We start from the raw sequence: 16,057 nt of genomic DNA on the forward strand, positions 1-16,057 counted from the left end.
CCCTCGGTTCGCACCGCGGGGAGCGGGGAACCGCCCGGCGCCGTGCGCGTTCCCGTACGGGGCTGTCACCTGCGGTTCTGTCCACCGCGACCCGGCCGGGAGGGCGATCTGTGACAGTTATCACCGCCCAGGTGTGATCTGCGATTTAGGGTCCTGCGGAGCACGGAGATAACCTGCGGGATGGACATGCCGCGTACCCGGACACCGTGTGCGCCTCCCTTGTGACAGCGCAGTCACGTTGCCCTCGCGGCACTGCCCACGCAGAAGAACGAACCGCGAGATCACTAAAAGGGACGGACGCGCGTGGACCTGTTCGAGTACCAGGCGAGGGACCTCTTCGCCAAGCACGGTGTACCGGTGCTGGCCGGTGAAGTCATTGACACGCCTGAGGCAGCCCGCGAGGCGACCGAGCGGCTGGGCGGCAAGTCCGTCGTCAAGGCGCAGGTGAAGGTCGGTGGCCGAGGCAAGGCCGGCGGCGTCAAGCTGGCCGCCACCCCCGACGAGGCGGTCGCCCGTGCGACCGACATCCTCGGCATGGACATCAAGGGCCACACGGTCCACAAGGTGATGATCGCCGAGACCGCGCCGGAGATCCTGGAGGAGTACTACGTCTCGTACCTCCTCGACCGCACCAACCGCACCTTCCTGGCCATGGCCTCGGTGCAGGGCGGCATGGACATCGAGGAGGTCGCGGAGAAGACCCCCGAGGCCCTCGCGAAGGTCCCGGTCGACTCCAACTCCGGAGTGACGATCGAGAAGGCCCGCGAGATCGTCGCCCAGGCGAAGTTCCCGGCCGAGGTGGCCGAGAAGGTCGCCGAGGTTCTGGTGACGCTGTGGGACACCTTCGTCGCCGAGGACGCGCTCCTCGTCGAGGTGAACCCGCTCGCCAAGGTCGCCTCCGGCGACATCCTGGCGCTGGACGGCAAGGTCTCGCTCGACGAGAACGCCGACTTCCGCCAGCCCGGGCACGAGGCGCTCGAGGACAAGGACGCAGCCAACCCGCTCGAGGCTGCCGCCAAGGCCAAGAACCTCAACTACGTCAAGCTCGACGGCGAGGTCGGCATCATCGGTAACGGTGCCGGTCTGGTCATGTCGACCCTGGACGTCGTCGCGTACGCCGGTGAGAAGCACGGCAACGTGAAGCCCGCCAACTTCCTCGACATCGGTGGCGGCGCTTCCGCAGAGGTCATGGCGAACGGCCTGGAGATCATCCTCGGCGACGCGGACGTCAAGTCCGTCTTCGTCAACGTCTTCGGTGGCATCACCGCCTGTGACGAGGTCGCCAACGGCATCGTTCAGGCTCTGGCGCTGCTCGAGTCCAAGGGCGAGAAGGTCGAGAAGCCGCTGGTCGTGCGTCTCGACGGCAACAACGCGGAACTGGGTCGCAAGATCCTTTCCGACGCCAACCACCCGCTCGTGCAGCGTGTGGACACCATGGACGGCGCGGCCGACAAGGCCGCCGAGCTCGCCGCGGCTGCGAAGTAAGGGACGAGGGACTCCAACACCATGGCTATCTTCCTCACCAAGGACAGCAAGGTCATCGTCCAGGGGATGACCGGCGCCACGGGCATGAAGCACACCAAGCTCATGCTGGCTGACGGCACCAACATCGTCGGCGGCGTGAACCCGCGCAAGGCCGGCACGTCCGTCGACTTCGACGGCACCGAGGTTCCGGTCTTCGGTTCCGTCAAGGAAGCGATGGAGAAGACGGGCGCCGACGTGTCCGTCCTCTTCGTGCCGCCGGCCTTCGCGAAGGCCGCCGTCGTCGAGGCGATCGACGCCGAGATCCCGCTGGCCGTCGTGATCACCGAGGGCATCGCCGTTCACGACTCGGCCGCCTTCTGGGCGTACGCGGGCGAGAAGGGCAACAAGACCCGGATCATCGGTCCGAACTGCCCCGGCCTGATCACCCCCGGTCAGTCCAACGCCGGCATCATCCCGGGCGACATCACCAAGCCCGGCCGCATCGGTCTCGTGTCCAAGTCCGGCACGCTGACCTACCAGATGATGTACGAGCTCCGTGACATCGGCTTCTCGTCCGCCGTCGGCATCGGTGGCGACCCGATCATCGGCACGACGCACATCGACGCCCTCGCGGCGTTCGAGGCCGACCCGGACACCGACCTCATCGTGATGATCGGCGAGATCGGCGGCGACGCCGAGGAGCGTGCGGCCGACTTCATCGCGAAGAACGTCACGAAGCCGGTCGTCGGTTACGTCGCGGGCTTCACCGCCCCCGAGGGCAAGACGATGGGCCACGCCGGCGCCATCGTCTCCGGTTCCTCCGGCACCGCCGCGGGGAAGAAGGAGGCCCTCGAGGCCGCGGGCGTGAAGGTCGGCAAGACGCCGACCGAGACCGCCAAGCTGGCGCGCGAGATCCTCGGCGCCTGATCGCCGCGGCGCGGCGGACCGTCGCCGCGCCACCGCGTCACCGCACGGACGGTGCGGGCCCGCACCCTGAACCAGGGTGCGGGCCCGCGCCGTTTTCGTACGCGATCCGTGGCGGACGCCGTCACGGAATCCGCGGGACCAGCCGCTCCGGACCGTGCGCGAGCTCCTCACGCAGCGCCTTCTGCAGCTTCACGTCCTGCGGGGTGAGCTTCGGCGGGCCTCCTCGGGGCGGCACGCCGCCGACCCGTTCGGCGGGCGCCAGCGGCTGTTCGTACTGGGTGGGCGCCGTGTGCAGCGTGAGGGCCGTCGCGCCGACGAGGACCGCGACGAAGGCGATGGCCGCCCGCGTCCACAGCCTGGCCTTGCGTTCGCCGGCCGTGCGGACGGTGCGGGCCGGAGCCGGAGCGGGCACGTGTTCGGCGAGGGCGAGCGCACCGAGCCGGTCGTGCAGCAGCGCCGACTGATCGTCGGGGGACGAGGTGTCCGCCAGCTCCGGTAGCCGCTCGGCGACCGCGGCCCTCGCCGTCATCAGCCGGCCCGCTGCCGCCGGAGTGCTCGCCTCGGTCTCGGCGGCGGTCTCCGGAAGGTCCAGCCCCACCCCGTCGTAGAGCAACAGAGTGCGGCGGTACGCCGGGGGCAGGTCGAGCAGCGCGTCGAACAGGGCCCGGCGCCCCGGCTCGGTCGGTGGTGAGTCAGGGCGCCGGTGGGCGCGGCGCAGACGGTGCCAGGGCGACATCGCGTACTCGTACGCGGCGGCCCGCACCCAGCCGGCCGGGTCGCGGTCCACGGCGACCTCGGGCCAGCGCTGCCAGGCCAGCTCGAAGGCGCGCTCGACGGACTCCAGGGACAGGCCGCGCCGTCCGGTCAGCAGGTACGTCTGGCGGACCAGTCCCGGCGCGGTGTGGGTGTAAAGGGCATCGAATGCTTCCTCGGCCGAGATGCCGGCCGGGGCCTCGGGGGTCTCACGGGCCTCGGGGGGATCGGCCGTGGCGAGGTGCTCGGCATCCGTGCCGGTGTCGGGCTCGGTCGGGGACATGGTGGTGCTCCCGGGGGCTTCGACGGAGGGCTGCGGTGTGCCCCGCACCGGAGTGCGGGGCACGGTCGACGGTGGTGACGGCCGGGCCGCCCGTTCGGCGGCGGGTTTCGGCCGGGTGTTCGGGGCTGAAGCCCTGGGCCGGTCGGCCGGAGCGGCCGGCCGCTCCGGTGGCTGCGGCTCCCCGGCGGGGGCGATCAGCTGGGCGTACGCCTCGCGCCTACGCCCTTTGGGGCTGGTGCGACCCGTCTCCCAGGAGCGGACGGTCGCCCGGGTGACGCCGACGGCGGTCGCCACCTGCTCCTCACTCAGTGACTGCTCCTCGCGCAGCCTGCGTCGCTCCTGTGGGGAGGGCAGCGGGGTAGCGGCGGTGGACGCGGTCGTGCTCCGGTTCATGAGGCGCCCCCGGGAGCGCACCACTGAGTGAAAAAGTACATAAACGTATATTGAGCGACACAGCGGCTGTTCGCCTGTTACGCGGAATAAGCGCGTGTCGTTGGGAGCATGGCGGGCGTGACCCAAGTGACCGAGCGCATGCCCATGTTGTCGGCCGAGCGGAGCCGGACCGCCGCCCTGGCCTCCTCCTTTCTACGGGGAGTGATCGCGGCCGGCCTGGGGCTCGGCTCGCTCGCCGTACTGGTCACGGTGCTGTGGATGAGCTCCCCGCACCCCGACAGCGGCCCCGGTGGCGCCCTCCATGTGGCGGCGGGGCTCTGGCTGCTGGCGCACGGCGCCGAGCTCGTCAGGACCGACACCCTCAGCGGGGTGCCGGCCCCCGTCGCGACCGTTCCGCTGCTGCTCGTCGCCGGCCCGGTGTGGCTGACGCACCGGGCCGCCCGTGATGCCCTGGAGCCCGATGAGAGACGCTCCGTCCCCTCGGTGGGCGGTGCGTTCTGCGCCGTGACGGCGGGATATCTGCTGGTGGCCGCAGGGGTCGCCGCCTGTGCGCGGGGAGGGGCGATGCCTGCGGACCGCTTCTCGCTCGGCTTCCCGCTCGCCGCGGTGGTGGCCGGTTCCGCGGCCGCCGGGGTGTGGACGGCCTCGGGGCGGCCATGGGGTCCACTGCCGTCCTGGGCGCCGCTGAGGCTCCAGGAAGGTGTCGCGCGGACCCTGTTCCGTACCCGGGCGGAAGCGGCGTTCCGGTCCGCCGCCGCCGGGGCGGCGGTGCTGCTCGGCGGCGGTGCGCTGCTCGTCGCGGTGGCGCTTGTGTGGCATGCCCGGGCCGCCCAGGATTCGTTCCTGGCGCTCGCCGGCGACTGGTCGGGGCGGCTCGCCGTGCTGCTGCTGGCCCTGGCCCTCGTACCGAACGCGGCGATGTGGGGTGCGGCGTACGGTCTGGGGCCCGGCTTCGCTCTCGGTACGGCGTCCACGGTGACGCCGTACGCGGTCGAGGGGCGCCCGGCGCTTCCGGAGTTCCCCCTCCTGGCCGCCGTGCCCGCCCCGGGCCCCGGGACGGTGGCCGGCTGGGCGGCTCTGGCGGTGCCCCTGGCGGCCGGTCTGGCGGTCGGCTGGTTCACCGCGGGGCGGGCGGCGCCGGTGCGGGGCGCCCGTGACGAGGTCTGGAGCGGCCGCGAGACGGTGCTGGTGGCCGTCCTGGCGGCGGTGGGCTGTGCTGCCGGTACGGCGGTGCTGACGGCGGCGTCCGGCGGCCCGCTGGGCACGGGGGCGCTGGCGGAGTTCGGCCCGGTGTGGTGGCAGGTGGGTTCCGCAGCACTCGCCTGGACGGCCCTGATCGGCGTACCGGTGGCGCTGCTGCTCAGGTCGTGGCGGCTGCGGGAGCGCGGCTGGGCGTGGCGCCGGGACCGTACCGACGCCACCGCCGTGCCGGACGCGAGCAGCACGGCCGACGCCCCGGACACGGCGGAAGTGGGGAGCGAGGCCGACGGTGAACCGGAGCGGAGCGGTGGCAGGCGGTGGTGGCGCCGGGGCGCGGACGACGGGGGAACCGTGGCCGCTGCGGCCTCCTCGCCCGTCCCGCACCCGGCGTCCGGCGGTACGGGCCGTGCGGCCGGGGTGGGCGAGGAGGGCGCGGCCTTCGAGCCGTACGACTTCCTGCCGACCGGCCCTTGGCACGAGAAGGCGGCCAGGGAGGCCCGCCGGGCCTCTCTCAAGAAGGACTCCGGCGGGCTGATGGTGGACTTCCCGGCGCCCGGGGTCCCGACGACGGACCTTCCGGTCGCCGAGGCCACGCGCAACGGCCGGGCTCCGGAGGCGTCGGAGCCTCCGGAACCCGGCCGGGGTACTGCTTCCTGAGAGCCGGGGTCGGTCGGGACCCGGCCCCCGGGAGGGTTACTTCTTGACGCCGAAGAAGGGTTCCAGCGGCTCGGGCAGCAGATCGTTGCAGGCCAGCGCGCCGGACTTGGTCAGCGCGTCGTTCACGCAGGTGTAGTAGTCGCGGTAGACGAGCTGCACGGTGAACGTCGTCGCCACGATCGACAGCGCGAGCAGGGCCGTCACGAGGCCGCTGACCGCGGCCGTCGTCTGCGGCCTGCCGTAGCCGACGCGGCCGGTGCCGGGCGCGGCCCCGTCCCTCGGCGCTCCGCCGCTCGTGTCACCGGTGGCCGCCGGTCGCTCGATCCCCGCGACGTCGTCCGCGGTGGCGTGGGTGGTGGCGGAGGACGGGCTCTTCGGCTTGGCCCGCAGTGCGCTGATCGACCAGTAGACCGAGAGCGCGCCGAGGAGCAGCGCGATCTCCGGGAAGTCGAAGAGGGCGAAGAAGAAGGCCCACATGCCGCCCAGCACGGCGTAGCGGGCGCGCCGCTGGGCGGGGTCGGTCGGGTCCCAGCGAGTGCCGCCGGACCCGCCGTCCTGGCCGCCCTTCCCGCCGCCCTGGCCGCCGGGGCCGGTGCCGCCGGGCCGGCTGCCGAAGCCGCCGTTCTGCCGTCCGGGCTGCTGGTTGCTCCACTGACTGCCCCAGGACGGGCGTTCACCGGAGTCGCCGGGCTTGTCGTCGCCGTTGTCACCGTTGCCGCCGTTGGTCTGCGCGGGGTGGCGCGGCTGCCAGGGCTGGTCGGGCCGGTTCTCGGGCGGAGCGGCGAACGGGTTGTCGTCCTGTGGTCGCGTGGAACCCGAGGCTCCGCCGTCGGCGCCGGAAGACCCGGAAGAGGAGGACCCGGAAGACCCGGAGGAAGGGGAGGAGCCCGGCGAGGAGGACTGGCGTTCCCGCAGCATCATCGGGGCCCGCTCGGGCAGCGGGAGGCGGAAGGCGGTGCGGCGGCGTCGGTCCGGCATGTGAAGAACGTCTTCCCCATCTCGTCGTTTCCCGCCCGGCGGACGGTTCGCTGTCCCCAGACGCTACCTCCCGGCCACGCCCCCGTCCCGTGGGGGCCGCTGGGTGTGCCGGTATCGTTGCTGACGGTCGGCCCGTTCGTAGAGTTCCCCGTATCAAGGGGCGAGATTCTTTCGTACGACCGTACAAGTAGCACCGCAAGCACTTCGCACCTGCGTTACCACGCGAGAAAGGGCCCAGCCGTGGCCTCCCCGCCCCCTTCCGCCGCTCCGGCCCGCCTGGTCGTGCTGGTTTCCGGTTCCGGTACGAACCTCCAAGCCCTGCTCGACGCCATCGGTGACGACCCCGAGGGCTATGGGGCCCAGGTCGTCGCGGTCGGCGCCGACCGCCCCGGCATCGCCGGTCTGGAACGCGCGGAGCGCGCCGGACTCCCCACATTCGTGTGCCGGGTCCGCGAGCACGCCACCCGCGATGAGTGGGACGCGGCGCTCACGGCCGCCACCGCCGCGTACCGCCCGGACCTGGTCGTCTCGGCCGGATTCATGAAGATCGTGGGCAAGAGGTTTCTCGCCGAGTTCGGTGGCCGGGTCGTCAACACCCACCCCGCCCTGCTCCCCAGCTTTCCCGGTGCCCACGGCGTACGTGACGCTCTCGCGTACGGCGTGAAGGTCACCGGGTGCACCGTCCACTTCGTCGACGACGGCGTCGACACCGGTCCGATCATCGCGCAGGGCGTGGTCGAGGTGACCGAAGAGGACACCCCGGAGGGCGAAGCGGCCCTCCACGAACGCATCAAGGAAGTCGAGCGCACGCTGCTCGTCGAGGCCGTGGGGCGGCTCGCCCGCGACGGCTATCGCATTGAGGGACGAAAGGTTCATCTCGGTCATGTCGGTGAATAAGCCCATCCGCCGCGCCCTGGTCAGTGTCTACGACAAGACGGGGCTCGAAGACCTCGCGCGCGGTCTGCACGAAGCGGGTGTCGAGCTCGTCTCCACCGGCTCCACCGCCGGGAGGATCGCCGCCGCCGGTGTGCCGGTCACCAAGGTCGAGGAGCTCACCGGTTTCCCCGAGTGCCTCGACGGCCGGGTCAAGACGCTCCACCCCCGTGTGCACGCCGGCATCCTCGCCGACCTGCGCCTGGACGCCCACCGCGAGCAGCTCGCCGAGCTCGGTGTCGAGCCCTTCGACCTCGTGGTCGTCAACCTGTACCCGTTCAAGGAGACCGTCGCCTCCGGCGCCACCGACGACGAGTGCGTGGAGCAGATCGACATCGGCGGTCCGTCGATGGTCCGCGCCGCGGCCAAGAACCACCCGTCCGTGGCCGTCGTCACCAGCCCGGAGCGTTACGCCGACGTCCTCGCCGCGGTCGCGGCGGGCGGCTTCGACCTGACCGCCCGCAAGCGGCTCGCCGCGGAGGCGTTCCAGCACACCGCCGCGTACGACGTGGCCGTGGCGTCCTGGTTCGCGGCCGACTACGCCGCCGCCGACGACTCGGGCTTCCCCGACTTCTTCGGTACGACGTACGAGCGCGGCAACGTCCTGCGGTACGGCGAGAACCCGCACCAGCCCGCCGCCCTCTACACCTCGGGCGCCGGTGGCCTGGCCGAGGCGGAGCAGCTGCACGGCAAGGAGATGTCGTACAACAACTTCACCGACACCGACGCAGCGCGCCGGGCCGCGTACGACCACGCGGAGCCGTGTGTCGCGATCATCAAGCACGCCAACCCGTGCGGCATCGCGATCGGCGACGACGTCGCCGCGGCGCACCGCAGCGCCCACGCCTGTGACCCGCTGTCCGCCTTCGGCGGGGTCATCGCCGTCAACCGTCCGGTGACCGTGGCCCTGGCCGAGCAGGTCGCGGAGATCTTCACCGAGGTCATCGTCGCCCCTGCCTACGAGGACGGCGCGGTCGAGGTGCTCGCCCGCAAGAAGAACATCCGCGTGCTGCGCTGCCCCGACGCCCCGGCCGCCCGGGTCGAGGTCAAGCCGATCGACGGCGGTGCGCTCCTCCAGGTCTCCGACCGCCTCCAGGCCGACGGCGACGACCCGGCCAACTGGACCCTCGCCACCGGTGAGGCCCTGTCCGCCGACGAGCTCGCCGAGCTCTCGTTCGCCTGGAAGGCGTGCCGCGCGGTCAAGTCGAACGCGATCCTGCTCGCCAAGGACGGCGCCTCGGTCGGCGTCGGCATGGGCCAGGTCAACCGGGTGGACTCCGCGAAGCTCGCCGTCGAGCGGGCGGGCAAGGAGCGCGCACAGGGGGCGTACGCCGCGTCCGACGCGTTCTTCCCGTTCCCCGACGGTCTGGAGATCCTGACGGCGGCCGGCGTCAGGGCCGTGGTCCAGCCGGGCGGATCGGTCCGCGACGAGCTGGTCATCGAGGCGGCGAAGAAGGCGGGCGTGACCATGTACTTCACCGGGACGCGCCACTTCTTCCACTGAGCCGTATCCGGCACCTCGCACCGAGCTGCCGCAGCACCTCCGCCGGTCCGTATCCGGCACCGCGCAGGCCGTATCCCGCACACCGGGGTGCGGCCTGCGCCGCGTCCGGCGTGCCGTACCGCCTCGTCTCTCTGTTCTAATAAACGGCCAGAGATTCCGTTGCGGGGGCACTGTGCTCGAACTGAACAAGAGGGACTCGGACCGGTCCGAAACGGACGCCGGCCCTCCGGCTCCCGCGTCGCCGGCCGGTACGGGGGCATCCGGAGACCGCGTCCCGCTGCGCCCGTACCTGATCACGGCCGCCGTGCTGTGCGCGCTGTACTTCCTCTACTCCTGCCTCCAGTACCGGAACTTCGGCTCGCCCTCCTGGGACCTGGGGATATTCGAGCAGGAGGTCCGTGCCTACGCCGGACTGAACGCCCCTGTCGTGGACATCAAGGGTCCCGGCTACCTGATACTCGGCGACCACTTCAGCCCGGTCGTGGCGCTCCTGGTGCCGCTCTACTGGATCTGGCCCTCGGCCCTGGCCCTGCTGTTCGCCCAGGCCGCCCTGTTCGCCGCCTCGGCCGTCGTCGTCGGCCGTACCACCCAGCAGCTCCTCGGCGGCCGCTCGGGGCTCTGCGCCACGGTCGCGTACGGGCTGTCCTGGGGGCTCCAGGAAGCGGTGAAGTCCGACTTCCACGAGATCGCCTTCGCGGTGCCCCTGCTCGCGCTCGTCTGCCGGGCCCTGCTCACCCGGCGCTGGACCGCCGCGGTCCTCTGGTCGCTGCCCCTGGTGCTGGTCAAGGAGGACCTGGGCGCCACCGTCGCGGTCGTCGGCTTCCTGCTCTTCCTCTACGGCCGCCGCCTCCAGGGCGCGCTGCTGGCCGCCTTCGGCGTGCTGGCCTTCGTCCTCACTGTGTTCGTGCTCATACCGGCGGCCAGCAGCCAGGGGACGTACGACTACTGGAAGAAGATCGACAAGAACGGCGAGCAGGACGTCTCCCTGCTCGACTCGGTCCTGGGCATCCTCGATTCCGCCGTCAAGCTGGAAATGCTCGTCCTCCTCGTCGGCATCACCGCCTTCATGGCGCTGCGTTCACCGCTGATCCTCCTCGTCCTGCCCACGATCGGCTGGCGGCTGCTGTCCCAGGACTCCAACCACTGGGGCATGGTCTGGCACTACAGCGCCATCCTGATGCCGGTGCTCTTCCTCGCGATGGCCGACGGCGTCCGCCGCAGCCGCGGCTCGTCGCGGCCCTGGCTCGTCTCGTACGCCGAGGTCGCCGTGCCCGTCGCCACCGCGATCGCCGTGGCCCTCACCCAGCACCTTCCGCTGCGTGATCTGCTGCGCCCCGAGTCCTACCGCACCGAGGCACGCACCCACGCGGCCCGACAGGCCCTGGAAGCCATCCCCGCGGGGGCGCGCGTCGAGACGGACATCACGCTCATGGCGCACCTCACCGGTGACCGCACGGTCTACTGGATCGGCGGGGCACCGGGCACGGCGCCCGACATCGTCGCCGTCAACCTGGACTTCAGCTGGGCGCGGCCGATCGAGGACCCCGTGGCGTACGCGGAACAGCTCCACCCGGAGGCCCGTTACCGGCTCAAGCACCGGTCGGGGTCGTTCGTGGTGCTGGAGCGGACCTCACCCGCGCCGGCGGGCCAGGGCGGCTGAGCCGAGCGGACCGAACCGCCCGCGGAAAAGGCCGAAGGCCGTAATCCCGCGGTGAGCGGAGTCACGGCCTTCGTGCGCGTACGGACGGAGGGACCGGCGGGAGCCGGTCCCGGCCGGTCAGTACTGCGACTGCTGCTGACGGTTGAACCACGCGCCACCGTCGGACTTCGCCACGAAGACGATGATCAGCACGGCGAGAACGGTGTGGACGAGGCCGACAACGATGAACGGGTAGATACCGAGCAGAGCGGTGATCGAACCGAACACGATGGTGGCGATACGGATTCCGTTGCCGCCCTTGCCGAACTTCGCGGCGAGGAACACGGCGAACACGCCCCAGAGGAGCACGATGACCGTGAGGCCCCACAGCGCGCCGCCGGAGTAGTCGGCCAGCTGCTGGAACTGGACGTCGTCCTGGAGCGCCGCGTCGTTCTTCGCCGCGTTCACGGCGACTGCGGAGAGGGCGAAGAGGATCACGCCGATCAGCTGGAGGCCGGCGATCACGTAGAGCATGATGCGGGCGGCCTTCACGTTGCCCGGCATCTCGGTGGGTGCACCCGGGAAGCCGTAACCGGCCTGGACGGGCGGGGCGGCGGGGTAGCCGTAGCCGGGCTGCTGGCCCTGCGCCGGCACACCCTGGGGAGCCTGCTGGGGGTAGCCGTAACCCGGCTGCCCGCCCTGCTGCTGCTGGCCGTAGGGGTTGTTCGGGTCGCCGAAGCTCATGGCGAGATTCCTCCGTTGGAAATTGCGGGGACGACGCGGTCCGGGCGGAGGAATTGCACGCAATATGAACGGTCTGTCCCCCCGACACTGTCCGCGGTATGCGCGCCTCATCGTGGTCTTGACATCGGGTTTTTGTCCAGCCGATTGCCCAATGTGTTGTGCAAGTGCAATCTCGCGTCCATCCCGGGCACCCAGAATTGGTAAGCGGGCGGGGTCATCCGCGAGGATGGGTCCATGACTGCCCAGATTCTCGATGGCAAGGCCACCGCAGCTGCGATCAAATCCGATCTGACCGTCCGTGTGGCGGCCCTCAAGGCGCAGGGCATCACGCCGGGCCTGGGGACCCTGCTGGTCGGCGACGACCCGGGCAGCCGGTGGTACGTGAACGGCAAGCACCGTGACTGCGCCCAGGTCGGCATCGCCTCGATCCAGCGCGAACTGCCCGGCACCGCCACTCAGGAGGACATCGAGGAGGTCGTACGCGAACTCAACGACAACCCCGAGTGCACGGGTTACATCGTGCAGCTTCCCCTCCCCAAGGGCATCGACACCAACCGAGTCCTGGAACTCATGGACCCGGCCAAGGACGCCGACGGCCTGCACCCGATGAGCCTGGGCAGGCTCGTACTGAACGAGAGTGGCCCGCTGCCCTGCACTCCGCAGGGCGTCGTCCAGCTGCTCCGCGCCCACGGTGTCGAGATCAACGGCGCGCATGTCGTGGTCGTCGGACGCGGTGTCACCATCGGCCGCTCGATCCCGCTGCTGCTGACCCGTAAGTCCGAGAACGCCACCGTCACCCAGTGCCACACCGGCACCCGTGACCTCTCCTCCCACCTCAAGCAGGCCGACATCATCGTCGCCGCCGCAGGGGTGCCCCACCTCATCAAGCCGGAGGACGTGAAGCCGGGCGCCGCCGTGCTCGACGTCGGCGTCAGCCGCGACGAGAACGGCAAGATCGTCGGCGATGTCCACCCGGGAGTCGCCGAGGTGGCCGCCTGGGTCGCCCCGAACCCCGGTGGCGTCGGCCCGATGACCCGTGCCCAGCTGCTGGTCAACGTGGTCGAGGCCGCCGAGCGTGCCTCCGCCGAGGCCGCCGACGCCGCTGCCGTCTCCGGCTGACCCGACCCCCGGAAGGAACGTCATGGGTGCTGGTACCAGCCCGGCCGGCCAGGACTCCGCCGACCCCGAGTCCGCCGCCCCCGAGTCCGAGGACCGGGAGCCGCCGGTGACGTCCGCCCCGGACGCCGGGGAGCCGGCGGAGAGGCCGGCCGCGGAGGCCGGCGCGTCGACGCGCCAGGAAGCCGCGGGTGAACAGAGCGCGGACGGGGAAGCGGGTGCGACGGGTGGAGCGGGCACTGTTGGTGAACCGAGCGCGACGGACGGGCCGGACGCGTCCGGAGCGACCGCCGCGCCGCGCTCCCGGCGCTTTCCCTCGCTGACCCGTGACACCGCGCGCCCCGAGGGCGGCGGACGGGCGGCGCCGGGCGACGCGCCCGCGCCCGCCCGTCAGTGGCCGCTGCTGACGGTGCTCTGCATGGCCGGGGCCGGGCTGCTGATCGTCGCCACCGACCCCTTCGAGCAGGCGTTCCGGATCGGCACCTTGCTGATCGGGGCCGCCCTCCTGGCGGGGGCGGTGCTGCGCTGGGTGGTCCCGTCGGTCGGCATGCTCGCCGTGCGGTCCCGGTTCACCGACATGGTCACGTACGGACTGATGGGCACGCTCATCGTGCTGCTCGCGCTGATGGCGCAGCCGGAGCCGTGGCTGGACGTTCCCATCCTCGAGGACGCGGTCCACTTCACCATCCGCTAGGAGACATCCCTGCTGGATGTGACCGCGATGCGCCGCGGTGTCCGTCCCCTCCCCCGAGAAGGGACGGACACCCGAGGGCGGGGACTCCGTACGAAAAAGCCCCGGAACGCGGTGACTTGAACGGCCTTGCCCCGTCCTGGCTCAAGCGTCATGGACATGTCGTGGTGGGGCAAGGGATGCTGGGCGCCTGTGGCACGGAAGTGACCATTCCGCCACGGTGTGATCGCCGCGCAACGGTGGCAGACTGTCACCGCATCCGGCTCGGGGCGCTCGCGGAGCGCGCCGACGTACCGAGTGCTCCCGTGCGCTCCCATGTCAGGAACTGACCGCCCGGCATCGCGCATCCTCCTGGGTAGCCCGGAACGGGAGACCACCGGTTCTGGGCAGGGGGCATCGGAAACGGCGTCGCGAGCGGCGCCCGTCAGGCACGTTCGGGGGAACACAAGGGGGAGCAATGCCTCGTTGGAAGGCACTACCGGAGGAACTCGACCCGCAGGTCAAGGAGTTCGCGGGCCAGCTGCGCAGGCTCGTCGACCGCAGTGGGCTGAACCTCGCCGCGGTGGCTGACCGCACGGGCTACAGCAAGACGTCGTGGGAGCGCTATCTCAACGGCCGGCTGCTCGCCCCCCGAGGGGCGATCGTCGCCCTGGCCGAGGTGACGGGCACCAACCAGAATCATCTGACGACCATGTGGGAGCTGGCGGAGCGCGCATGGAGTCGCTCCGAAATGCGCCACGACATGACGATGGAGGCCATCCGGATCTCCCAGGCGCGGGCCGCGCTCGGCGAGTTCGGATCCGCTCCTGCTGGCGGAGGGCCGGGCGGCCGTGCCGGTACGGGGGTCTCCACCGCCCCGGGGGCGGGCGCCGGCCGTGGCGACGACGCGCTCGGTGGAATCCGTCTGCCGTCCGCGGCGCCGGTCCAGCGCGGTCCGATACCCGCGGCTCCCCGGCAGCCGTCGCGCCAGGAGTCCGGCGTGCCACCGCATGGCCCGGCCGTCTTCGGACCGCCAGGAGCCGGGGCGGGGGCAGGGCCGGGGGCCGGGCCCGGACCCGGTGGCGCAGGAGTGCGGCGGCCCGGTGGGCGCCGCAAGCTGACGATGCTTCTCGTGGGCATCGCCGGGGCACTGTTGGTGGCCGTCGGTGCGGTCCTGCTGGCCCCGGGCGGTGACGCGGACGGGCGGAGCGACGCGAAGCCGTCGGCCTCCCCGACGACGAAGGCGCCGGCCCTTCCCGCGGGCGTCGAGTGCGCGGGCGCCGACTGCACGGGACAGGACCCGGAGGCCATGGGCTGCGGCGGCGAACTCGCCCGTACGGTCGCCAGTGCCACCGTCGACGCCAGCCTCGTCGAGGTCCGGTACAGCAAGACCTGCGCGGCTTCCTGGGCCCGGATCACCAAGGCGGCGCCCGGCGACACCGTGCGGATCAGCGCCGGGGCGGACGGGCAGGAAGGCACGGTGAACGCGGACGTGGGCGGTGCCGCTGACACGCCCGACGCCGACGCGTACACCCCGATGGTCGCGGTGAGGAAGGCGGCCGACGCCACGGCCTGCGCGACGCTCGCCTCCGGCACGAAGGGCTGCACCACACCTCAGTAGCGGCGCGTGTGCGCTGCGCCACAGGGGGGCGGGCGGCCGTGGGGCCCCGGGTCCGATAGCCTGACCGCTGGATATCTCTTCACGTCAAGATTCAGAGGTATCCAGCACCAGGGGCAGGGACCCCCACCGCCAGCTGTCTAACGGAGATCGCCATGACCCGCACTCCCGTGAATGTCACCGTGACCGGCGCAGCCGGCCAGATCGGCTACGCGCTGCTCTTCCGCATCGCGTCCGGCCACCTGCTCGGCCCGGACGTGCCGGTCAACTTGCGACTCCTCGAGATCCCGCAGGGTCTCAAGGCAGCCGAGGGCACCGCGATGGAGCTCGACGACTGCGCGTTCCCGCTGCTGCGGAACATCGAGATCACGGACGACCCCAACGTCGGCTTCGCCGGTGCGAACGTCGCTCTGCTCGTCGGCGCCCGCCCGCGCACGAAGGGCATGGAGCGCGGCGACCTGCTCTCCGCCAACGGTGGCATCTTCAAGCCGCAGGGCAAGGCCATCAACGACAACGCCGCGGACGACATCAAGGTCCTCGTCGTCGGCAACCCGGCCAACACCAACGCGCTCATCGCGCAGGCCGCCGCCCCGGACGTACCGGCGGAGCGCTTCACCGCGATGACCCGTCTGGACCACAACCGCGCGATCTCGCAGCTGGCCGCCAAGACCGGCGCCGCCGTCTCCGACATCAAGAAGCTGACGATCTGGGGCAACCACTCGGCGACCCAGTACCCGGACATCTTCCACGCGGAGATCGCCGGCAAGAACGCCGCCGAGCTCGTCGACGACGAGGCGTGGCTGGCCGACACCTTCATCCCGACCGTCGCCAAGCGCGGCGCCGCGATCATCGAGGCCCGTGGCGCGTCCTCGGCCGCCTCGGCCGCCAACGCCGCCATCGACCACGTGCACACGTGGGTCAACGGCACCGCCGCCGGCGACTGGACCTCGATGGGTATCCCGTCGGACGGCTCCTACGGTGTGCCCGAGGGCATCATCTCGTCCTTCCCGGTCACCACGAAGAACGGCACGTACGAGATCGTCCAGGGCCTGGACATCAACGAGTTCTCCCGTGCGCGCATCGACGCGTCGGTGCAGGAGCTCACCGAGGAGCGCGACGCGGTGCGTGAGCTCGGTCTGATCTGACCGGCCCCGTCTGTTCGGCCTTTCCGTTCGACG

General features: G+C 71.5%; 13 protein-coding genes. 10 read left to right on the forward strand and 3 right to left on the reverse strand.

Annotated elements, in window-relative coordinates; genetic code table 11:
- Nucleotides 1-303: 303 nt before the first annotated feature.
- On the forward strand, nucleotides 304-1,485 hold the full coding sequence (gene sucC / locus ACFWSK_RS33180; protein ID WP_383794492.1) for an ADP-forming succinate--CoA ligase subunit beta: 1,182 nt from the start codon (nucleotides 304-306) through the stop codon (nucleotides 1,483-1,485).
- A gap of 21 nt (nucleotides 1,486-1,506) precedes the next feature.
- Nucleotides 1,507-2,391, forward strand: coding sequence for a succinate--CoA ligase subunit alpha (gene sucD / locus ACFWSK_RS33185; RefSeq protein ID WP_185299005.1), 885 nt, complete (start codon nucleotides 1,507-1,509; stop codon nucleotides 2,389-2,391).
- A gap of 121 nt (nucleotides 2,392-2,512) precedes the next feature.
- On the opposite strand, the gene ACFWSK_RS33190 is transcribed toward sucD, so the two are convergent.
- Complete coding sequence (locus ACFWSK_RS33190) at nucleotides 2,513-3,820, reverse strand: helix-turn-helix domain-containing protein (protein ID WP_383794495.1); 1,308 nt, start codon at nucleotides 3,818-3,820, stop codon at nucleotides 2,513-2,515.
- Nucleotides 3,821-3,928: 108 nt separating this feature from the next.
- On the opposite strand from ACFWSK_RS33190, the gene ACFWSK_RS33195 reads away from it, so the two are divergent.
- Nucleotides 3,929-5,677: a DUF6350 family protein gene (locus tag ACFWSK_RS33195; protein WP_383794498.1), complete on the forward strand. Its 1,749-nt coding sequence runs from the start codon at nucleotides 3,929-3,931 to the stop codon at nucleotides 5,675-5,677.
- Between the two features lie 36 nt (nucleotides 5,678-5,713).
- Here the strand turns inward: ACFWSK_RS33195 and ACFWSK_RS33200 are convergent, their stop codons facing one another.
- Complete coding sequence (locus tag ACFWSK_RS33200; RefSeq protein ID WP_383794500.1) at nucleotides 5,714-6,655, reverse strand: hypothetical protein; 942 nt, start codon at nucleotides 6,653-6,655, stop codon at nucleotides 5,714-5,716.
- Between the two features lie 240 nt (nucleotides 6,656-6,895).
- Between ACFWSK_RS33200 and purN the strand changes: the two genes are divergently transcribed.
- The 3 genes from purN (at nucleotide 6,896) to ACFWSK_RS33215 (ending at nucleotide 10,752) form a co-directional block, all read left to right on the forward strand.
- Nucleotides 6,896-7,552, forward strand: coding sequence for a phosphoribosylglycinamide formyltransferase (gene purN / locus ACFWSK_RS33205; RefSeq protein ID WP_383794503.1), 657 nt, complete (start codon nucleotides 6,896-6,898; stop codon nucleotides 7,550-7,552).
- Nucleotides 7,539-9,092, forward strand: coding sequence for a bifunctional phosphoribosylaminoimidazolecarboxamide formyltransferase/IMP cyclohydrolase (gene purH / locus ACFWSK_RS33210; protein ID WP_383794506.1), 1,554 nt, complete (start codon nucleotides 7,539-7,541; stop codon nucleotides 9,090-9,092). Before purN ends, purH begins: the two co-directional genes overlap by 14 nt.
- Nucleotides 9,093-9,264: 172 nt before the next feature.
- Nucleotides 9,265-10,752 carry a DUF2079 domain-containing protein gene (locus ACFWSK_RS33215; RefSeq protein ID WP_383794508.1) on the forward strand — a complete coding sequence of 496 codons (1,488 nt, stop codon included), beginning with the start codon at nucleotides 9,265-9,267 and terminating at the stop codon, nucleotides 10,750-10,752.
- Nucleotides 10,753-10,869: 117 nt separating this feature from the next.
- Here the strand turns inward: ACFWSK_RS33215 and ACFWSK_RS33220 are convergent, their stop codons facing one another.
- Nucleotides 10,870-11,475 carry a hypothetical protein gene (locus ACFWSK_RS33220; RefSeq protein ID WP_383794511.1) on the reverse strand — a complete coding sequence of 202 codons (606 nt, stop codon included), beginning with the start codon at nucleotides 11,473-11,475 and terminating at the stop codon, nucleotides 10,870-10,872.
- A 234-nt stretch (nucleotides 11,476-11,709) separates the two neighbouring features.
- Here ACFWSK_RS33220 and ACFWSK_RS33225 point away from each other — a divergent pair, with 234 nt between their 5' ends.
- The 4 genes from ACFWSK_RS33225 (at nucleotide 11,710) to ACFWSK_RS33240 (ending at nucleotide 16,024) form a co-directional block, all read left to right on the forward strand.
- Complete coding sequence (locus ACFWSK_RS33225) at nucleotides 11,710-12,594, forward strand: bifunctional methylenetetrahydrofolate dehydrogenase/methenyltetrahydrofolate cyclohydrolase (RefSeq protein WP_383794514.1); 885 nt, start codon at nucleotides 11,710-11,712, stop codon at nucleotides 12,592-12,594.
- Between the two features lie 22 nt (nucleotides 12,595-12,616).
- Entirely contained in the window at nucleotides 12,617-13,285 is a 669-nt protein-coding gene (locus ACFWSK_RS33230) for a DUF3017 domain-containing protein (RefSeq protein ID WP_383794516.1), read from the forward strand.
- Nucleotides 13,286-13,739: 454 nt separating this feature from the next.
- A complete protein-coding gene (locus ACFWSK_RS33235) occupies nucleotides 13,740-14,882 on the forward strand; it encodes a DUF2690 domain-containing protein (protein ID WP_383794518.1) in 1,143 nt (380 codons plus the stop codon).
- Between the two features lie 152 nt (nucleotides 14,883-15,034).
- The gene (locus ACFWSK_RS33240) at nucleotides 15,035-16,024 is read left to right on the forward strand and encodes a malate dehydrogenase (RefSeq protein ID WP_383794521.1); all 990 of its coding nucleotides are present in this window, start codon (nucleotides 15,035-15,037) and stop codon (nucleotides 16,022-16,024) included.
- The last annotated feature ends 33 nt before the right edge of the window (nucleotides 16,025-16,057 follow it).

This window comes from Streptomyces sp. NPDC058620 (assembly GCF_042717135.1).
In the GTDB taxonomy this organism is placed as follows: Bacteria; Actinomycetota; Actinomycetes; order Streptomycetales; family Streptomycetaceae; genus Streptomyces.

Coding starts and splice junctions, on each gene's coding strand:
- sucD (WP_185299005.1), top strand. CDS start 1,507: ATGGCTATCTTCCTCACCAAGGACAGCAAGGTCATCGTCCAGGGGATG.
- ACFWSK_RS33225 (WP_383794514.1), top strand. CDS start 11,710: ATGACTGCCCAGATTCTCGATGGCAAGGCCACCGCAGCTGCGATCAAA.
- ACFWSK_RS33190 (WP_383794495.1), bottom strand. CDS start 3,820: ATGAACCGGAGCACGACCGCGTCCACCGCCGCTACCCCGCTGCCCTCC.
- ACFWSK_RS33220 (WP_383794511.1), bottom strand. CDS start 11,475: ATGAGCTTCGGCGACCCGAACAACCCCTACGGCCAGCAGCAGCAGGGC.
- purH (WP_383794506.1), top strand. CDS start 7,539: ATGTCGGTGAATAAGCCCATCCGCCGCGCCCTGGTCAGTGTCTACGAC.
- ACFWSK_RS33235 (WP_383794518.1), top strand. CDS start 13,740: ATGCCTCGTTGGAAGGCACTACCGGAGGAACTCGACCCGCAGGTCAAG.
- ACFWSK_RS33240 (WP_383794521.1), top strand. CDS start 15,035: ATGACCCGCACTCCCGTGAATGTCACCGTGACCGGCGCAGCCGGCCAG.
- ACFWSK_RS33200 (WP_383794500.1), bottom strand. CDS start 6,655: ATGCCGGACCGACGCCGCCGCACCGCCTTCCGCCTCCCGCTGCCCGAG.
- ACFWSK_RS33195 (WP_383794498.1), top strand. CDS start 3,929: ATGGCGGGCGTGACCCAAGTGACCGAGCGCATGCCCATGTTGTCGGCC.
- ACFWSK_RS33230 (WP_383794516.1), top strand. CDS start 12,617: ATGGGTGCTGGTACCAGCCCGGCCGGCCAGGACTCCGCCGACCCCGAG.